16 protein-coding genes are annotated in these 18,239 nt (G+C 73.8%); 11 read left to right on the top strand and 5 right to left on the bottom strand.

Going from position 1 to position 18,239, the window contains the following annotated elements; genetic code table 11:
* The first annotated feature begins 12 nt into the window (after positions 1-12).
* The 4 genes from AB0L45_RS34410 (at position 13) to AB0L45_RS34395 (ending at position 5,448) form a co-directional block, all read left to right on the top strand.
* A complete protein-coding gene (locus AB0L45_RS34410; RefSeq protein ID WP_365847177.1) occupies positions 13-1,386 on the top strand; it encodes an NYN domain-containing protein in 1,374 nt (457 codons plus the stop codon).
* A 417-nt stretch (positions 1,387-1,803) separates the two neighbouring features.
* Positions 1,804-2,838, top strand: coding sequence for an NlpC/P60 family protein (locus AB0L45_RS34405; RefSeq protein ID WP_365847112.1), 1,035 nt, complete (start codon positions 1,804-1,806; stop codon positions 2,836-2,838).
* Between the two features lie 263 nt (positions 2,839-3,101).
* Positions 3,102-4,130 carry an NlpC/P60 family protein gene (locus AB0L45_RS34400; protein ID WP_365847110.1) on the top strand — a complete coding sequence of 343 codons (1,029 nt, stop codon included), beginning with the start codon at positions 3,102-3,104 and terminating at the stop codon, positions 4,128-4,130.
* A 40-nt stretch (positions 4,131-4,170) separates the two neighbouring features.
* Complete coding sequence (locus AB0L45_RS34395) at positions 4,171-5,448, top strand: hypothetical protein (protein ID WP_365847108.1); 1,278 nt, start codon at positions 4,171-4,173, stop codon at positions 5,446-5,448.
* Here AB0L45_RS34395 and AB0L45_RS34390 read toward each other — a convergent pair.
* Positions 5,405-6,664, bottom strand: a complete 1,260-nt coding sequence (locus AB0L45_RS34390; protein WP_365847106.1) for a glycosyltransferase family 87 protein — start codon at positions 6,662-6,664, stop codon at positions 5,405-5,407. The genes AB0L45_RS34395 and AB0L45_RS34390 overlap by 44 nt on opposite strands.
* Positions 6,665-6,800: 136 nt before the next feature.
* Here AB0L45_RS34390 and AB0L45_RS34385 point away from each other — a divergent pair, with 136 nt between their 5' ends.
* Positions 6,801-7,943 carry a glycosyltransferase family 4 protein gene (locus AB0L45_RS34385; RefSeq protein WP_365847104.1) on the top strand — a complete coding sequence of 381 codons (1,143 nt, stop codon included), beginning with the start codon at positions 6,801-6,803 and terminating at the stop codon, positions 7,941-7,943.
* 64 nt (positions 7,944-8,007) lie between these two features.
* On the opposite strand, the gene AB0L45_RS34380 is transcribed toward AB0L45_RS34385, so the two are convergent.
* Positions 8,008-9,804 carry an AMP-dependent synthetase/ligase gene (locus AB0L45_RS34380; protein WP_365847102.1) on the bottom strand — a complete coding sequence of 599 codons (1,797 nt, stop codon included), beginning with the start codon at positions 9,802-9,804 and terminating at the stop codon, positions 8,008-8,010.
* 320 nt (positions 9,805-10,124) lie between these two features.
* Here AB0L45_RS34380 and AB0L45_RS34375 point away from each other — a divergent pair, with 320 nt between their 5' ends.
* The 6 genes from AB0L45_RS34375 to AB0L45_RS34350 all read left to right on the top strand — a co-directional run bounded on the left by AB0L45_RS34375 (position 10,125) and on the right by AB0L45_RS34350 (position 15,206).
* Positions 10,125-10,889 carry a metallophosphoesterase gene (locus AB0L45_RS34375; RefSeq protein ID WP_365847175.1) on the top strand — a complete coding sequence of 255 codons (765 nt, stop codon included), beginning with the start codon at positions 10,125-10,127 and terminating at the stop codon, positions 10,887-10,889.
* Between the two features lie 150 nt (positions 10,890-11,039).
* Positions 11,040-11,513, top strand: a complete 474-nt coding sequence (locus tag AB0L45_RS34370; protein WP_365847100.1) for an SRPBCC family protein — start codon at positions 11,040-11,042, stop codon at positions 11,511-11,513.
* 2 nt (positions 11,514-11,515) lie between these two features.
* Positions 11,516-12,724: an ArsA-related P-loop ATPase gene (locus AB0L45_RS34365; protein ID WP_365847098.1), complete on the top strand. Its 1,209-nt coding sequence runs from the start codon at positions 11,516-11,518 to the stop codon at positions 12,722-12,724.
* A gap of 106 nt (positions 12,725-12,830) precedes the next feature.
* The gene (locus tag AB0L45_RS34360; RefSeq protein ID WP_365847096.1) at positions 12,831-13,370 is read left to right on the top strand and encodes a DUF5304 domain-containing protein; all 540 of its coding nucleotides are present in this window, start codon (positions 12,831-12,833) and stop codon (positions 13,368-13,370) included.
* A gap of 87 nt (positions 13,371-13,457) precedes the next feature.
* Positions 13,458-14,399, top strand: a complete 942-nt coding sequence (locus AB0L45_RS34355; RefSeq protein WP_053698163.1) for an ROK family glucokinase — start codon at positions 13,458-13,460, stop codon at positions 14,397-14,399.
* A gap of 102 nt (positions 14,400-14,501) precedes the next feature.
* Positions 14,502-15,206: an endonuclease/exonuclease/phosphatase family protein gene (locus AB0L45_RS34350; protein WP_365847173.1), complete on the top strand. Its 705-nt coding sequence runs from the start codon at positions 14,502-14,504 to the stop codon at positions 15,204-15,206.
* Positions 15,207-15,255: 49 nt separating this feature from the next.
* Here AB0L45_RS34350 and AB0L45_RS34345 read toward each other — a convergent pair whose 3' ends face one another.
* The 3 genes from AB0L45_RS34345 to AB0L45_RS34335 form a co-directional block, all read right to left on the bottom strand.
* Positions 15,256-16,452 (bottom strand): hypothetical protein, encoded by a 1,197-nt coding sequence (locus AB0L45_RS34345; RefSeq protein ID WP_365847094.1) that lies wholly within the window; start codon positions 16,450-16,452, stop codon positions 15,256-15,258.
* A 227-nt stretch (positions 16,453-16,679) separates the two neighbouring features.
* Positions 16,680-17,390 (bottom strand): hypothetical protein, encoded by a 711-nt coding sequence (locus AB0L45_RS34340; RefSeq protein ID WP_365847092.1) that lies wholly within the window; start codon positions 17,388-17,390, stop codon positions 16,680-16,682.
* Positions 17,377-18,174 (bottom strand): alpha/beta fold hydrolase, encoded by a 798-nt coding sequence (locus tag AB0L45_RS34335; protein ID WP_365847090.1) that lies wholly within the window; start codon positions 18,172-18,174, stop codon positions 17,377-17,379. The genes AB0L45_RS34340 and AB0L45_RS34335 overlap by 14 nt, the downstream gene beginning before the upstream one ends.
* Positions 18,175-18,239: the final 65 nt, after the last annotated feature.

Here is an 18,239-nt window from a genome sequence, read left to right as displayed (position 1 = left end):
GATGCAGCAGTGGTGGAGCGTCCAGAAGGGCCTGCGGGGGCGGAGCACGATGCCGAGGCCGGTGCGGCCGAGGCGGACGAGGTGCTCGACCGTCCGCTGCCCGAGGGCGTGCGGCGCCGGGTCGTGGCGCTCACCGCGGAGTCCTTCGGCGGCCTGACGGTCGCCGAACTTCCGCCGCCGCTGCGCCAGTACGCCCGGTTCACCCCCACCCGCCGGGCCAAGTTCGCGGGCAACGCGATGGCCGCCGCGCTGGAGAACGACGCGGTCTTCCGGCAGCGGATCGCCGGCCGGCTCCGCGAGGCCCAGCCGGAACTGGCCGAGGCGCTGGACAACGGCACCCCGCCCGCCGCCGCCGACCCGCTCGATGTCGCGGCGGCGGCCTATGTGCTGCGCCCCGAAGGCTGGGTGAAGCTGGTCGCCGCGGCCGGCGAGGAGGCGCAGCGCGCCCGCGCGGAACAGGCCGGCGAGGAGGCCGAACGTGAGCTGGCCGCGCTGCGCGAGGAACTGGCGCAGGTCCGCGCGCAGGCCCGCGCCGAGGCCGAGCGCACCCGCGGCGACCTGGACGCGCTGCGCAGGGAGAACGAGTCGTTGCAGCGCAAGCTGCGCAGCGCGCTCAGCGACGTCAAGCGGGGCGAGGCGGCGGCGCGCAAGGCCGCGGCCGAGACGGAGTCCGTACGGGTCGCGGCGGCGCAGGAGAAGACCGCCGCGGACAGCGAGGTGCGCCGCCTCAAGGCCCGTGTCGCGGAGGCCGAGGCGTCCTTGGAGGCCAGCCGCCGCGCCACACGCGAGGGCCGCAGCGTCGAGGACATGCGGCTGCGGCTGCTGCTGGACACCGTCCTGGACGCGGCGCAGGGGCTGCGCCGGGAACTGGCGCTGCCGCCCGCCGACACCCACCCGGCGGACACCGTCGACGCGGTGGCCCCGGGCAAGATGACGCCCAAGGACATCGCCACGCGCGCGCTCTCGGAGACCGACCCGGCGCTGCTGGACCAGCTGCTGGCGCTGCCGCAGGCCCACCTGGTGGTGGACGGTTACAACGTCACCAAGACCGGTTATCCGACGATGCCGCTGGACAAGCAGCGGCTGCGGCTGCTGGGCGGTCTCGCGGTACTGGCCGCCCAGACCGGCGCGGAGATGACCTGTGTCTTCGACGGCGCGGAGCTGGCCGCGCCGGTGCTGCTCGCGCCGCCGCGCGGAGTCAGGGTCCTGTTCAGCAAGCCCGGCGTGACGGCCGACGAGCTGATCCGTCAGCTGGTACGGGCCGAGCCGCCCGGCCGTCCGGTGGTGGTGGTCTCCACGGACCGTGAGGTGGCCGACGGGGTGGCCAAGGCGGGGGCGCGGCCGGTCGCATCGGCCCTGCTGCTCAAGCGACTTGCCCGTACCTGAGTCGTACGTTCCGTCCGTACGACTTGTCCGGAACGCTCGTCCTGGTGGGGTCCGCGGTGCCTATCCTGCTGGTGCGGCCGCGGGAGGACACGTGGCCGGTGTGCCGTCCGCGACGGAGGTAAAGGTGTACCCATCAACGAGGCACCGTATGCCTGCCGTTCGTGCCTGAGTGTCAAGTGACCATTACTGCCTGTGTGATGTTGGTAAAGGATGAGGAGCATCCAGCAGTTTTTTCCGGTGAGGATTTGAAGCGATCACAAGTCGGTTACTAAGGTCAGGCCTCAACCCTTCATGCAGTTGATCATCCACCCGGGATGAACAGTGAAGGAACCGCCGAGTCCGCGGTGTTCACGCGGAGCCGGGGTCCTGTACCCCCCACGCCCGGTAGGCGGCTGAAGGAAGAAGGAGCTCGCCTCCGTGGCGTCCCACCGTCGACCCAAGCAGCCGAGCCGCACGCGCGTGACCGTCCTCACCGCGACCGCCGCGGCGGCCGTCGCCCTCTCGTCCCAGGCCGCCCATGCCGACCCGAAGCCGAAGAAGGAAGACGTCAAGTCCGAGGTCGACAAGCTCTACGAGCAGGCGGAGCAGGCCACCGAGAAGTACAACGGGGCCAAGGAGGACCAGGAGAAGCTCCAGAAGGAGGTCGACGCCCTCCAGGACAAGGTCGCCCGCGGCCAGGGTGAGCTGAACCAGCTCCGCAAGGGACTCGGCGCGGTCGCCTCCGGCCAGTACCGCAGCGGCAGCATCGACCCGTCCGTGCAGCTCTTCCTCTCCGGCGACCCGGACACCTACCTCGACAAGGCCGCCACCCTCGACCAGTTGAGCGGCAAGCAGGCCGAGCAGCTGAAGACCATCGCGGACAAGCAGCGTCAGCTCGCCCAGGAGCGCGCGGAGGCCGCGGCCAAGATCAAGGACCTCTCGGAGACCCGCCAGGCGCTGGGTGACAAGAAGGACGAGATCAAGGGCAAGCTCGCCAAGGCCCAGGAACTCCTCAACACGCTGACCGCCAAGGAGAAGCAGGAGCTCCAGCAGGAGGAGCAGAAGAAGAACCGCTCCAGCCGCGGCAACGAGCGTCCCGACCTGGGCAACGACGTACCGGCCTCGCAGCGGGGCGCCGCCGCCCTGTCCGCCGCCGCCTCCAAGATCGGCTCGCCGTACGTGTGGGGCGCCACCGGCCCCTCCTCCTTCGACTGCTCGGGCCTGACCTCCTGGGCGTACCAGCAGGCCGGCCAGTCGCTGCCGCGCACCTCGCAGGCGCAGGCCAACGCCGGTACCCGGATCGGCTCGCAGAGCGCCCTCAAGCCGGGCGACCTGGTGCTCTTCTACGGCGACCTGCACCACATCGGCCTGTACGCGGGCAACGGCCAGGTGCTGCACGCGCCGAAGCCGGGCGCGTCCGTGCGCTACGAGTCGATCAACAACATGCCCTTCCAGTTCGGCGTCCGCGTCTGACACTCCGCCGGCCGCTTCCCGCGCCCACGGGATGCGGCCGCGCCTGCCGCCCGATCGGGCGAATTGCGGTGTCCGCCGCTGACTTCCCGCCCCGCCGGTGACCTGCGCAGTCACCGGCGGGGCGGCTTTTTCCCTACCGGCGGCGAGGGGTGCGGGTCTTTGGCCGCGGGCCACCGGCGCCGTTACTGTCTGCCCTCGCAGCCGCCGGTCTGCGTCCGCCCGCCCGGGCGGCAGGGGCTGCACGGAAGGGAGTGCGGCCTCTCGTGGCGTCCCACCGCCGTGTCTCACAGTCCGGCCTGGCCGGTGCGACCAGGGCCACCGTCCTGTCCGCCGCCGCGGTCACCGCCGCCGCGGCACTGTCCGCCGGAGCGGCGCAGGCCGTTCCCGGCCCGGCGCCCGCCGAGGTCACCGCGCGCGTCGACGCGCTGTACGAGCAGGCCGAGAAGGCCACCGAGCAGTTCAACGGGGCCGGTGAGCGGGCCCGGAAGCTGCGCACCGAGGTGGCCGCCCTCCAGGACCGGGTGGCCCGCGGCCAGGAGCGCGTCAACCGGCTGCGCGGCCGGCTCGGCGCCGTCGCCTCCGCCCAGTACCGCTCCGGCGGCCTGGACCCGGCCCTGAAGCTGATGCTCTCCGAGGACCCGGCGCACTACCTCGACAAGGCCGCCGCCCTGGACCGCGTCAACGGCGAACAGGCCGGGCAGCTGCGTGCTCTTCAGGGCGCCCAGCGCGGCCTGGAGCAGGAGCGCCGGGAGGCGACCGGGAAGCTGGCGGCCCTGGAGTCGAGCCGGCAGGACGTCGCGCGGCACAAGAAGGACGTCGAGGACAAACTGGCCGCGGCACGCCGCCTGCTGAACTCCCTGCCCGGCGAGGACCGGGCCGCCTACGACCGGGCGAACCGCGGGGTCGGACGCTCACTGCCCGGCCTGACCGGCGCGGCACCCGCCTCCGGCCGCGCCGGGACCGCCGTCCAGGCGGTGCGCGGGGCGATCGGCCGCCCGTACGCCTGGGGGCAGTCGGGGCCCGGCGCCTTCGACTGCTCCGGGCTGATGCAGTGGGCCTACGCGCGCGCCGGGGTCTCCATCCCGCGCACCTCGCAAGCCCAGCGCGGCGCGGGGCAGCAGGTTCAGGTCAGTCAGGCCAGGCCGGGAGACCTGGTCATCTACCGGGACGACGCCAGCCATGTCGGTATGTATGTGGGCAACGGACAGGTGGTGCACGCGCCGTATCCGGGTGCGCGGGTGCGCTCCGACCCCGTCGGCATGATGCCGATCTCGTCCGTAACCCGACCCTGACCGCTGTCCGTACGCGGGGACGGTGCTTACGATCAGCCGCGTGGCAGGTCGACAGGTACAGCGGCGGACGGCCCGGCGGATCAGGACGGCGCTCTGCGCGGCCCTGCCGCTGGCGCTGCTGCCGCTGCTCACGGGCTGCCAGGACCCGGCCGGCGCGGCGGACGCGCCGCCGGGCATCCAGCGGATGCTGGACCGGCGTGCGGCAGCCGTACGCGACCGGGACGCCGGGGCCTTCCTCGCCTCGGTCGACCCGCGCGCGGCCGGATACCGCGCCCAGCAGCGGGCGGTGTTCGCCAACCTCGCGCAGGTGCCGCTGGCCGCCTGGTCGTACGAGCTGGTGCGGACCGACGCGTTCGGCCTGCCCCCGGTGGCCGGCGCCGACGGCCGGCGGGTGGCCGCCGAGGTGCGGCTGCGCTACCGGCTGACCGGGTACGACACCGGGCCGGTCACCTCCGTGCAGTACCTGACCTTCACCGACCGCGGTGGCCGGTGGCTGATCAGCTCCGACTCGGACGGCGCCGGGAGCGGGCGGCGCAGCGCGCGCCAACTGTGGGACCAGGGGCCGGTCCAGGTCGTCAAGGGGCGTCACAGCCTGGTCCTCGGGGTGCGGCGCGGCACCGCGGCACTGCGCGAACTGGCGGACCGTACGGACGAGGCCGTGCCCGCCGTCGGGCAGGCGTGGCCCGGCAAGTGGGCCGGGCGGGTGGTCGTCGAGGCCCCGCAGTCGCTGGACCGGATGGCGGAGCTGCTGAACGCCACCGACCCCGCCGGCTACCGGGGCATAGCGGCCGTCACGACCGGCGAGACGGGCTCGGCACCGGCGGCGCCCGCCGACCGGGTCGTCGTCAACCCGGAGGCGTACGGCGAACTGTCCACCGCCGGGCGCCAGATCGTGCTGACGCACGAGACCACCCACGTCGCGACCCGCACCGCCACCACGTCCACCACCCCGCTCTGGCTCTCCGAGGGCTTCGCCGACTGGGCCGCCTACCGCGGCGGCGGCCGCCCGGCCCCGGCCACCGCCCCCGAACTCGCCCACGCCGTCGCCAAGGGCACACCCCCGTCCCGGCTCCCGGCCGACGGCGACTTCCGCTTCAGCCGCAGCGCACGGCAGCTGGCCCGCGCGTACGAGAGCGGCTGGCTGGCCTGCCGCATGATCGCCGACCACTGGGGCGAGCGGAAGCTCGGCGCGTTCTACCGGGCGGCGGGCCGGGGCGGCGGGCAGAGCGCCGGCCGGGCGATGCGCGACCACCTGGGACTGAGCCCGGCGGAATTCAGCCGGCGGTGGCAGTCGTACGTGGTGAAGCAGCTGGGGTGAGGTGCCGCGGCCCGGTGACCGTCGAGCGCCACAGCCGGCGGCAGGCGGTCAGCGAGGCGGCCACGAGCAGGGCGTTGCGTACGGCCAGCAGGACGATGCCGCGCCCCTCACTGGCCACGACGTCCGCGAACCACACGGGGAACTCCAGGAGCGTCGCACCGGCCGCCGGCAGCACCAGGACGGCGGGCAGCCCCATCCGGCTCGCCCGCAGCGTCATGCACACGGCCGCCGCGCCGACCAGCCAGATCAGGTACTGCGGGCTGATGACCCGGCTGGTGGTCACGGAGAGCAGGACCGCGGTGAAGGCGGCGTCGGCGAGCGTGGCGGACGTGAACCTGCGGGCCCGCAGCCGCCACAGCAGCAGCCAGCCGAACGCCGCCACCGTCAGGACCAGCGCCAGGGAGCTGACCAGCGGCACGTACGGGCCGACGAACTCCACGGAGCCGTAGTGCAGCAGCACCTCGCCGTCCCAGCCGAACTGCCGGGCCAGATGGAAGACGAGCGCGCCGAGCGACTCCACCTCCGTGCCCCGGTCGCGCTGGAAGGACAGGAAGGCCAGCCCGCCAGGAGCCCAGGCGGCGAAGCACAGCGTGATCGCCAGCGCGCCCGCCACCGCCGCGCCCCACAACTCCCGCGCGCGGCGGCCCCGCAGCGGCGCACCGGTCAGCAGCAGCACCGGCCACACCTTCAGCAGCGCGCCGCATGCGATCAGGGCTCCGGACAGACGCGGGTGCCGGGCGGCGGCGAACAGCGCGGCGACGGCCACCGCGGTGACCATCAGGTCGTACCGGGCGTACGCGGTCGGGCCGAGCAGGGCGACGCCCGCGGTCCAGATCCAGGCGCCGGCCAGGCGTCTGCCGGGACGGCGGCCCGCGTACAGGAGCAGCGCGAAGGTGACCGCGTCGGCGGCGCAGGCCAGCACGAAGAACGCCGAGGCGTAGTCCAGGAAGGGCAGCAGCCCGGGGGAGAGCACGGCGAGCGCGGCGGCCGGCGGATACTGCCAGGTCACGTCGTCCTGGGGGAACGCGCCGGACTTCAGGACCTCGGACCAGCCGTGATAGATCCCCGAGATGTCACTGGTGACGTCCGGGCCGGGCAGCACCAGCACCTTGAACACGCACAGCAGCAGCACCGCCCGGGTCACGGCCCACACCGCCACCGGCGGTGCCACGGCGCGCACCGTCTCCCTCGGGTGCCGGTCGCCGGCCCTGCTCATCGCCACCTCGTCCCGTCGCCCCGGCCGTCCGTGTCCGTACGTGCGGACGATGCCGTGTCACGACCGTAGACGAGTCACGCACGTGCCGGGGCGGCCCCGCCGGTCGTGTCCACCGACCCGGTACTGTGCCAGGGCAATGGACAAGACGCTGATCGTCACGAACGACTTCCCGCCCCGCCCCGGTGGCATCCAGGCCTTCCTGCACAGCATGGCGCTGCGCCTGGACCCGGACCGGGTGGTGGTCTATGCCTCCACCTGGAAGCGGAGCAGGGAGGGCGTCGCGGCCACCGCCCGCTTCGACGCCGAGCAGCCCTTCCCGGTCGTCCGGGACCGTACGACGATGCTGCTGCCGACGCCCCGGGTGACCCGGACGGCCACCGCCCTGCTGCGCCGGCACGGCTGCTCCTCGGTGTGGTTCGGGGCCGCCGCGCCGCTCGGCCTGATGGCGCCGGCGCTGCGCCGGGCGGGCGCCCGCCGGATCGTGGCCACCACGCACGGGCACGAGGCGGGCTGGGCGCAGCTGCCCGCCTCGCGTCAACTGCTGCGGCGGATCGGCGAGGGCACCGACACGATCACCTATCTCGGTGAATACACCCGCTCGCGGATCGCCGCCGCGCTGACCCCGGCCGCGGCCGGACGCATGACGCAACTGCCGCCCGGCGTGGACGAGAAGACCTTCCACCCCGGCTCGGGCGGCGACGAGGTACGGGCCCGGCTCGGGCTCACCGACCGGCCGGTCGTCGTGTGCGTCTCGCGGCTGGTGCCGCGCAAGGGCCAGGACACGCTGATCGAGGCGATGCCGCGGATCCTGGCCGAGGTGCCGGACGCGGTGCTGCTGATCGTCGGCGGCGGCCCGTACGAGAAGCGGCTGCACGCGCTCGCCGGCGAGAAGGGCGTCGCGGACGCGGTGCGCTTCACCGGGGCCGTGCCGTGGGAGGAGCTGCCCGCCCACTACGGCGCGGGCGACGTCTTCGCGATGCCGTGCCGCACCCGGCGCGGCGGGCTGGACGTCGAGGGGCTGGGCATCGTCTACCTGGAGGCGTCCGCGACCGGACTGCCGGTCGTGGCAGGGGACTCCGGCGGCGCGCCGGACGCCGTACTGGACGGCGAGACGGGGTACGTCGTCCCCGGCGGCTCCCCGACGGCCGCCGCCGAACGCGTCATCGCGCTGCTCAAGGACCCCGCCGCCCGCCGCCGCATGGGCGAGCGCGGCCGCGCCTGGGTGGAGGAGAAGTGGCGCTGGGACCTGCTGGCGGAGCGGCTCAAGGAGCTGCTGTAGGGCGGTACGCGAACGCCGGGCGGGCTGGGGGAGAACCAGCCGCCCGGCGTGGTGACACCGGCTCTTACGGGCGGTAGATCGCCTCGATCTCCTCGGCGAAGTCCTTCGCCACCACGTTCCGCTTGAGCTTCAGCGACGGCGTCACGTGTCCGGACTCCTCGGTGAACTGCGTCGGCAGGATCCGGAACTTGCGCACCGACTCGGCCTTGGAGACCGCCGCGTTGCCGTCGTCCACCGCCCGCTGCACCGCCGCCAGCAGCTCCGGGTCCTTGCTCAGCTCGGTGACGCTCTGCCCGGCCGGGCGGCCGTGCTCCGCCGCCCAGCGCGGCAGGAACTCCTCGTCGAGGGTGACCAGCGCGCCGACGAAGGGCCGCCCGTCGCCGACGACCATGCACTCGGCGATCAGCGCGTGCGCGCGGATGCGGTCCTCGATGACGGCCGGAGCGACGTTCTTGCCGCCCGCCGTCACCAGGATCTCCTTCTTGCGGCCGGTGATCGCGAGGTAGCCGTCCTCGTCGAGGGTGCCGATGTCACCGGTGTGGAACCAGCCGTCGGAGAGCGCTTCCTTGGTCGCCGGCTCGTTGTTCCAGTACTCGGTGAACAGGTGCTCGCCGTGCAGCAGCACCTCGCCGTCGTCGGCGATGCGCACCACCGAGCCGGGCAGCGGCTGGCCGACCGTACCGATCTTCTGCCGGTCCCACGGGTTGAAGGCGGTGGCCGCGCAGGACTCCGTCAGGCCGTAGCCCTCCAGGGCGGTGAAGCCGATGCCCCGGTAGAAGTGGCCCAGCCGCTCACCCAGCGGCGCGCCGCCGGAGATGGCGTGGGTGGCGCGGCCGCCGAGCACGGCGCGCAGCTTGCCGAAGACCAGCTTGTCGAAGAGCTTGTGCTTGAGCCGCAGGCCGAGGGCGGGCCCGGCCTTGGTGTCCAGCGCGCGGCTGTAGGCGATGGCGGTGTCGGCGGCCCGGTCGAAGATCTTGCCCTTGCCCTCGGCCTGCGCCTTGGCGCGCGCCGAGTTGTAGACCTTCTCGAAGACCCGGGGGACACCGAGGATCAGCGTGGGACGGAAGGAGGCGAGGTCGTCGGTGAGGTTCTTGATGTCCGGCGCGTGGCCGAGCTTGATGGGGGCCATCACCGAGGCCACCTGCACCAGCCGCCCGAAGACGTGCGCCACCGGCAGGAAGAGCAGCACCGAGGAGTGGCCGGTGCGGAAGAGCGGCTTGAGGCGCTCCACGACGTTGCCGCACTCGGCGAAGAAGCTGCGGTGGGTGAGCACACAGCCCTTGGGCCGGCCGGTGGTGCCGGAGGTGTACACGATGGTGGCGGGGGAGTCGGCGTCGGCGGTGGCGCTGCGCTCGTCGACCTCCGCGTCGGTGACGCCGGCGCCGGCCGCGCGCAGCCGGGCGATCGCGTCCCGCTCGATCTGCCAGATGTTCTCCAGCGCGGGCAGCCGGTCCCGTACGGACTCGACGGCGGCCTCCATCGCGGGGCTCTCCACCAGGCAGGCCACCGCGCCGGAGTCACCGAGGATCCACTGCACCTGTTCGGCGGAGCTGGTCTCGTAGACGGGGACGGTGACCGCGCCGGCGCTCCAGATGGCGAAGTCCAGCAGCGTCCACTCGTAGCGGGTGCGCGACATCAGGCCGATCCGGTCGCCGGGCCGGATGCCGGCGGCCATCAGGCCCTTGGCGGCGGCCCGTACCTCGGCGAGGAAGACGGCGGCCGTCACGTCCTGCCACCGGCCGTCGACCTTGCGGCCCATGACGGCGACATCAGGGTGCTGCGCGGCATTGCGGCGGATCAGATCCGTCAGGTTGCCGTCCGCGGGGACCTCGTACAGGGCCGGAAGGCTGAACTCGCGCAAGACTGCTGCTCCTCATTGGCGCCGGCCTCACGACGCTGTGTGCCGGCCGGCTGCGGTCCATGATCAGGCAGGGGGGTGGTGGACTGCCCGGACGTTACCCACCGGTATTGCTTTTGGGATAGGGGGTACGCCCAGATGTTCGATGCGTCACAGCGGTGTGACACGCGTCCGGGCACGCCTTGGGACTGCTTCGCGCAGACTAGACCAGGCTTTCGGTGACCCGGAAGTAACCGCAGGTCGGACCCCTCGCCCGGCGGTACGTCCGGCCCCCCTCCCGGCCGTACGCCTTTCGATCTAGGGTGACGGTCATGCGAGTGCATGTGGTCAGCGACGTACACGGCAACGGGCGGGATCTCGCCACGGCGGGCGACGGGGCCGACGCCCTGGTCTGCCTGGGCGACCTGGTCCTCTTCCTGGACTACGCCGACCACTCGCGCGGCATCTTCCCCGACCTCTTCGGCGTCGAGAACGCCCACCGGCTGGTCGAGCTGCGCACCGCCCGCCGCTTCGAGGAGGCCCGCGCGCTGGGCCGGCGGCTGTGGGGGGACGTCGAACGTACCGGCGGGGGCCGGGCGGCCGTCATCGAGGAAGCCGTCCGCCGGCAGTACGCCGAACTGTTCGCCGCCTTCCCGCAAGGGACGTACGCCACGTACGGAAACGTGGACCTGCCCCACCTGTGGCCGGAGTACGCCCGGCCCGGCACCACCGTCCTGGACGGCGAGCGGGTGGAGATCGGCGGCCGGGTCTTCGGGTTCGTCGGCGGCGGGCTGACGACACCGATGCGCACCCCGTACGAGATCAGCGACGAGGAGTACGCCGCCAAGATCGAGGCCGTCGGCGAGGTGGACGTGCTGTGCACCCACATCCCGCCGGACGTTCCCGAGCTCTGCTACGACGTCGTCGCCCGCCGCTTCGAACGCGGCAGCGCGGCCCTCCTGGACGCGATCCGCCGGACCCGGCCCCGCTACGCGCTCTTCGGACACGTGCATCAGCCGCTCGCCCGGCGGGTACGCGTCGGCGCCACCGAGTGCGTCAACGTGGGGCACTTCAACGCGACGGGGACGCCGTACGTCCTGGAGTGGTGACGGACTTGCGGGCCGGTTCCGGGGCCGGACCCGGGGCCGACCGGATCGGCCGGGGAGCCTGTCCGGGGCCCTTTCCCCGCGCGGTAGCCTTCAGCAGCAGGGATACGCGTCTGGCGGACCGGCACGAATCGGCATGGAGGAGTCACGGCGATGGCCGAACACACCAGCTCTAGCATCACGATCGAGGCGGCACCCGCCGAGGTGATGGGAGTGATCGCCGACTTCGACCGCTATCCGGACTGGACCGGCGAGGTCAAGGAAGCCGAGATCCTCAGCAAGGACGACCAGGGCCGCGCCGAGCAGGTCCGGCTGCTGCTGGACGCCGGCGCGATCAAGGACGACCACACCCTCGCGTACACCTGGATCAGCGACCACGAGGTCAGCTGGTCGCTGGTGAAGTCCCAGATGCTGCGGACGCTCGACGGCTCCTACCGGCTGGTCCCGCTGGCCGGCGGCGCGCACACCGAAGTGACGTATCAGCTCACCGTCGACGTCAAGATCCCGATGCTCGGCATGATCAAGCGCAAGGCGGAGAAGGTCATCATCGACCGCGCGCTGGACGGGCTGAAGAAGCGCGTCGAGAGCGGCCCCGCGGCCCCCGCCGGCGAGGCCAAGAGCCTCTGACCATGCGTACCGTCCTCGTCACCGGCCCCGGCGGCGCCGGCCGCACCACCCTCGCCGCCGCCACCGCACTGGCCGGTGCCCGGCGCGGTGAGCGCGTCCTGCTGCTCACCGCCCGCGGCGGCGCGGCGGAACGCGTCCTGGGCACCCGCCTCGGCCGCCCCGGCGCCGGCCCGGTGGCCGTCGTCCCCGGCCTGCACGCCAAGTGCGTCGACGCCGGCGACCACTTCCGCCGCGAGGCCCTGGCCTTCCAGGAGCGCGCGGGCGCCGCCCTCGACCTCCTGGGCGCCGCGCCCCTGGACGAGGACGAACTGACCGAACTGCCGGGCGCGGAGGCGTTCGCGCTGCTCCACGAGGTGCGCGCGGCCCACGAGACGGCCGGCGGACCCGAGGGCCCGGACACGGTCGTCGTCGACATGCCGCCCGCCGCCGACACCGTCGCCCTGCTCGCCCTGCCCGAACAGGCCCGCCGCTACCTGCGCCGCCTGCTGCCGCCCGAGCGGCAGGCCGCCCGCGCGCTGCGGCCGGTGCTGGCCCAGCTGGCGGGCGTGCAGATGCCCACGCAGAAGCTGTACGAGGCCGCGGAGCGCTGGGAGCACGAACTCGCCGCCGTACAGCGGATCATCGACCACCCCGGCACGACCGTACGGATCGTGACCGAGGCGGGCCCGGCCGCCGTCGCGGACCTGCGCGAGGTGCGCTCGGGCCTGGCCCTGTACGGGCACCGCACCGACGCCGTCGTCGCCAACCGGCTGCTGCCCACCGGGTCGGCCGACCCGTTCCTGGCCGCGCTCTCCGGACAGCAGCAGAGCGCGCTCAAGGCGCTGCGCGAGGAGTTCCCGGAGGCGCCGGTCGTCGAGGTGCCGCACCTGGGGCGCGACCCGGAGAGCGCGGAGGACCTGGACGAGCTGATCCGCGGCACGGTCGGGGAACCGGCCGCGCCCGGCGGCGCCGACGACACCTGGACCGTCGAGGACCGGCTCGCCGCGGACGGCATCCTGGTGTGGCGGGTGCCGCTGCCGGGCGCCGAACGCGACGGGCTCGGGCTGCTGCGGCGCGGGGACGAGATCATCGTCACCGCGGGCCGCTACCGGCGGATACGCACCCTGCCCTCCGCGCTGCGCCGCTGCTCGGTCTCCGGCGCGGGCCTGCGCGACGGCGCGCTGCACATCCGCTTCACCCCCGACCCGGATCTCTGGCCCCGCGGTCTCTGAACGGCACACCGCCGTTCGGGTAACGTCGGGGAAAGCAGTACTGCCTCGGACCGCCGCGCACGCGGCGGGTCCGGATCCGCCTCGCCGCCGCAGGAGTGAGTCCGCCATGAGCGATGCCACCGAGCGCCCCGCCGACCGTACGGACCGGTTCGACGCCGATGCCTGGGAAACGGCCTGCGCCGAGGACCTGGCGGCCGAGAAGGCCCGCCGCCGCGCGCAGTACGGCCCGCCGCCCGGCAGCGCCGCCGAGGAACTGCGCCGTCTCGCGGAGGCCGTCACCGACAAGCTCGCCGGCATCCAGCTGCCGGGCGCGCTCGCCGGGATGGCCGCGCAGGGCGCCGTGCAGCAGCTCTTCCGGCAGGCCAAGGCCGTCGTCGAGCCGGTCGTCGAGCGCAACCCGGAGGTCTTCGACCACCTCGCCGCCGCCGGGTCCGAACTGCTGGCCGCCTACCGCTCGGCCGTCGAGAGCGGTGAACGCCGCTGGACCCGTGAGGCGGCCGGCGAATCCGCGCCGACCGACGCGCGCGAGGCCGCCGGACCGGACACCGGCCGTGCGGCCACCGACATCCGCGACAAGCGCGACGGTCAGGGCGCCCGCCGGGACGACGAAGGACCCGCCGGCACCGAGCGGATCGATCTCGACTGACCCGCCTCTTTCCCGGAGGGCACGGGCGCTGCCCCGCACTCCGGTACGGTTGTACGCGGCGGGGTACGACCAATAACTGAGGGACACATGGGACTCACCATCGGCGTCGACATCGGCGGCACGAAGATCGCGGCCGGCGTGGTCGACGAAGAGGGCACGATCCTCGAAACGTGCAAGGTGCCGACCCCGCAGGCCACCGACGAGCTGACGGAGGCCATCGCCGACGCGGTCCGCACCATCAGCGCCGACCACCAGGTCGAGGCCGTCGGCATCGGCGCCGCCGGTTATGTGGACGAGAAGCGGGCCACCGTCCTGTTCGCGCCCAACATCGACTGGCGCCACGAGCCGCTGAAGGACAAGGTCGAGCAGCGCGTCGGCCTGCCCGTCGTCGTCGAGAACGACGCCAACGCCGCGGCCTGGGGCGAGTACAGGTTCGGCGCCGGCCAGGGCCACAGCGACGTCATCTGCATCACCCTGGGCACCGGCCTGGGCGGCGGCATCATCATCGGCAACAAGCTGCGCCGCGGCCGGTTCGGCGTCGCCGCCGAGTTCGGCCACATCCGCGTCGTACCGGACGGCCTGCTGTGCGGCTGCGGCAGCCAGGGCTGCTGGGAGCAGTACGCCTCAGGCCGCGCCCTGCTGCGCTACGCCCGCCAGCGCGCCTTCGCCACCCCCGAGAACGCCAAGGTCCTGCTGTCCATGGGCGACGGCACCTCCGAGGGCATCGAGGGCCGGCACATCAGCGAGGCCGCCCGCCAGGGCGACCCGGTCGCCATCGACTCCTTCCGCGAGCTGGCCCGCTGGGCCGGCGCCGGCCTGGCCGACCTGGCCTCGCTCTTCGACCCGTCCGCCTTCATCGTCGGCGGCGGTGTCTCGGACGAGGGCGAACTGGTCCTCGACCCGATCCGCAAGTCCTTCCGCCGCTGGCTGGTGGGCAACCAGTGGCGCCCGCACGCCCAGGTGCTCGCCGCCCAGCTCGGCGGCAAGGCAGGACTGGTCGGCGCCGCCGACCTGGCGCGCCAGGGCTGACCCGCGGTGCCGGCCGAGCTGCCCGCCTCCCGCACCGAGCCGGGCTCCGCTCCCGAGGACGTCGCATCGAGCGGCGGCGCGGCGGAGCGGAGCGGCTCGGCCGTGTTCCGTGTGCTCAGCTACAACGTCCGCTCGCTGCGCGACGACCGCGCGGCGCTGGCCCGGGTGATCCGGGCCTGCGCCCCGGACGTCGTCCTCGTGCAGGAGGCGCCGCGCTTCTTCCGCTGGCGCAAGAGCGTGGCGAAGCTGTGCCGGGCGACGGACCTGGTGCATGTGACGGGCGGCGCCACCGCCGCCGGCCCGATGATCCTGTCCTCGCTGCGCGCCCACGTGGAGCGCACCGAGGACGTCCTGCTGCCCCGCACCCCCGGCCTGCACCAGCGCGGTTTCGCGACCGCGGTGGTACGGATCGGGGGCGCCCGGATCGGCCTGCTCAGCTGCCACCTCAGCCTCCAGGCCGACGAGCGGTACGGCCAGGCGGGCCTGCTGCTGGAGCGGCTGCGCGCGCTGGACACCCCGTACGCCGTCGCGGCAGGTGACCTCAACGACCGGCCGGACGGGCGCGCCTTCCGGCGGCTGGCGGGCCCGCTCACCGACGCCTGGGCGGCGGCGCCCTGGGGCGGGGAGTTCACCTCCACGCCCCACGATCCGCACCAGCGCATCGACGCCGTCTTCACGACCGACGGCGTCGAGGTGCTGGGCTGCGGCGTACCGCGCGACCTGCCGGGCCTGAACCACGGTGACCTGCTCGCCGCCACGGACCACCTGCCGGTGCTGGCCGCGCTGCGGGTGCCGGCCGACCCTTAGGACCCGGCTCACGGGCCGGCCCCACGGACCGGCCCGTGAGCGGCAGCGCTCAGGACAGCTTCATCCTCGGCTCGCCGCGCTCGTTGAGGCCGGGGCCCCCGCCGGTGCAGGTGAGCCGGCTCTTAGGAGCCTTCACGCTGTCGGTGCGGGTGTACGCCTGCCGCAGACAGTTCCGCAGCGCCAACTGGCCCCAGTGGTTCGGGTGCAGCGCCTCCTGCACCTGGAACGGCGGCAGCACCGCGGTGACCGTCCGCACCCAGCTGATCCACTCCGTCTTGTCGGCCGCTCCCGGGTCGGTCCACCGGCTCACCGCCCCGCGCACCGGATCGACCAGCCCGGCGCCGCGCTCGCACAGGCGGTGTCCGTCGAAGCTGTGGGTGAGGTCGAGGAAGCGGACGTTGTCCAGGCCGCTCTTGTCGATGCCCCGCTCGACCGCCCGGCTGACCGCCGGCAGCACGCTGTCCACCGCCCAGTCGGCGTCCCGGTCGGTGAACGCGCAGCCGCCCAGGGTCTGGCGCGCCCCCAGGGCCGCGGGGTAGCGGAAGTCGCGGCCGTGCGGGATGGGCGCCGGGTAGTTCTGTACGACCACGTCGTACTCGTCGGTGTCGTGCCCGGCCCGCAGCATCGCCCGCTTGACGTTGCGCAGCCCGCCCGCGATGTCGTCCGCCCGCTGCTCCACCGCCTGGTCGGTGAACCGGGCCCGGTTGGCCGCGTCCTGGCTGCACGACTTCGGCACCGGGCTCAGATAGGCCAGCACGCAGGACTTGACGACGTCGCCGAAGCGGAAGTCGTTGCCGCCGACCGAGACGGCGACCATCTGCACCGGGTGCTCGCGGGCGTACTCCTCCAGCTGCTGGGCCTGGCCGGGCACCCCGGCCGCGTCCGAGAAGTCCAGGCCCGGCTTGGCGACGCCGTTCGAAGCCCGGAAGGAGTCGGTACGGGCGCCGGAGCAGGCCAGGTTCTCGCTCGCGGTGCCGGGCACCCCGAGGTGGATCTCGGCGGAGCGCGAGCGGTGGCACTTGGGGATCCGCTCGGCGGTGCGGCCCGCGTTGTCGTAGTACGCGGTGGGGCCCAGCGCGTCGATGCGGATGTGGTTGGCGGGGTTGGCGTCGCTGTTGCCGGCCCAGCGTCCGGCCTCGCCGGAGATGTAGGAGTCGCCGACGGAGACCACCGCGCCCGGTCCGGGGGCCTGCCGCTGCTGCGGCGGGTGGGCGGCGGCGGGCGCGGTGGCCAGCAGGCCGGTCACCGCGGCGACGGTCGCGGCGGCCGCGGCCACCCGGGTCCGACGGCGTGGACGTGGGCATGACGACGAGAGCGGATGGCGCACGGGGGTCCTCCCGGGAACACGGCCGGATACTCGGCGTGATCCTCCCCGTTCGCAGCGTCAACGACGGTCAGGACACCTGGCGCGCGAGGGTGAATCCCGGACCGTGCGGGAGACGGCGGCCCGGCCGCCCGCGGCGGCCGGTGCGGTCATACGACCGCGCCGCCGCCCGGCAGCTCCTCGTCGTCCTCGTCGTCGTGCTTCATCCGGGCCACCAGCGTGGCGAAACCGCCCAGGAAACCGCCGATGCCCAGCAGCGTGATCCACCAGGTGACGGGCTGCTGCAACAGCACCATCAGCACCAGCAGCAGCGGCCCGCCCAGCACCGCGATCCAGGCGAACTTGGCCGTCACGTCGGCCTTCGGCAGCGGCGGCGGCTCGGGCGGCACGAAGTGCCCCTCGTCCGACGCGCCCAGGTCGTCGTCGGACGCCTCGGCCGCCGACCAGTCGCGCGGCCCGACCCCGGGCGCGAAGACCACGAAACTGCCCACGCCGTCACTGCCGGGCCGGTCCGGCGATCCGGGAGAGGGCTCGCTGCGCGGCCGCTCCTCGACGGTCAGGCCGCCGTCGTCGCGGTCCGTACGGTCGGCCGGGTCCGTGCGGTCGGCTCGCCCCTGGCCGGCCTTCTCCGGGGGCTTGCCGTCGGGCCGGTCCTCGCCGGACGTGCCCAGGCCGGCGCGGGCCGGACCGCTTCCCGTACCGCCGGCGGACGGCCCGCCGGCCGTCTTCGGGTCCGTACTGGAGACCGGCCCGTCCTCGTCGGGGAAGGCGGGCGCCTCGCCGTACCCGGCCACGATCTCGGCCCAGGCGGCTTCCTCGTCCAGCGGGTCGCGGGGATCGCGGGGGCTACGCTCCTCCACCGGTGGCCGTCTCCTCACTCTCCACGCCCGTACGCGCGCTCGGCGCCAGACGGACGATGAAGTCGTAGGTCTCCTGGCAGATCCGCTCGGCGTCGTGGTCGAGCGTGGCGACGTGGTAGCTGCGCTCCAGCAGCGTCTGCCGTACGTCCTTCGAGGACACCCGGCTCAGGATGCGCTCGGAGTCGGCCGGCGGCACGACGTGGTCCTGCGGGCTGGTCATCACCAGCAAGGGCTGGGTGACCTTGGGCAGTTCGGCGTCGACCAGCTGGAAGAAGCGGCGCAGCGAGTGCGCGGCGTGCAGCGGCACCCGGTCGTAGCCGAGCTCGTGCGAGCCGGGCTTGGCGATGTCGTCGACCAGGCCCTTGGTCGTACGGACCACGTGCCGCAGCAGCGGCAGCAGCGGGGCGGCCGCGTCGTGCACCTTGTTGCCCGGGTTGACCAGGGCCAGGCCGCTGATGGCGGAGCCGTGCTGCTCGGCCAGCCGCAGCGCCAGCGCGCCGCCCATCGACAGGCCGCACACGAAGACCCGCTCGCACCGAGCGGTCAGCGACCGCAGCTCGCGGTCCACCTCGGCGTACCAGTCCTGCCAGGTGGTGAGCTGCATGTCCTGCCAGCGGGTGCCGTGGCCGGGCAGCAGCGGGAGCGAGACGGTCAGGCCGCGGCCGGCCAGATACTCGGCCCAGGGGCGTACGGACTGGGGGGAGCCGGTGAAACCGTGGCAGACGAGGACGCCGGTCCGGCCGCCGTCGCGGCGGAACGGCTCGGCTCCGGGAAGCAGCGGCACCGGGGGACTCCGATCGGTGAGGGGCCGGGCGGCAACGGGTTGCGCGGGTTACTGGAAGCCTACGC

The organism is Streptomyces sp. NPDC052496, assembly GCF_040679095.1.
In the GTDB taxonomy this organism is placed as follows: domain Bacteria; phylum Actinomycetota; class Actinomycetes; order Streptomycetales; family Streptomycetaceae; genus Streptomyces.
The sequence above is the reverse complement of the archived record's forward strand: the minus strand, read 5'-3'. Positions and strand labels throughout refer to the sequence as shown.

Coding starts and splice junctions, on each gene's coding strand:
- AB0L45_RS34385 (WP_365847104.1), top strand. CDS start 6,801: ATGGACAAGACGCTGATCGTCACGAACGACTTCCCGCCCCGCCCCGGT.
- AB0L45_RS34360 (WP_365847096.1), top strand. CDS start 12,831: ATGAGCGATGCCACCGAGCGCCCCGCCGACCGTACGGACCGGTTCGAC.
- AB0L45_RS34355 (WP_053698163.1), top strand. CDS start 13,458: ATGGGACTCACCATCGGCGTCGACATCGGCGGCACGAAGATCGCGGCC.
- AB0L45_RS34370 (WP_365847100.1), top strand. CDS start 11,040: ATGGCCGAACACACCAGCTCTAGCATCACGATCGAGGCGGCACCCGCC.
- AB0L45_RS34365 (WP_365847098.1), top strand. CDS start 11,516: ATGCGTACCGTCCTCGTCACCGGCCCCGGCGGCGCCGGCCGCACCACC.
- AB0L45_RS34390 (WP_365847106.1), bottom strand. CDS start 6,664: ATGAGCAGGGCCGGCGACCGGCACCCGAGGGAGACGGTGCGCGCCGTG.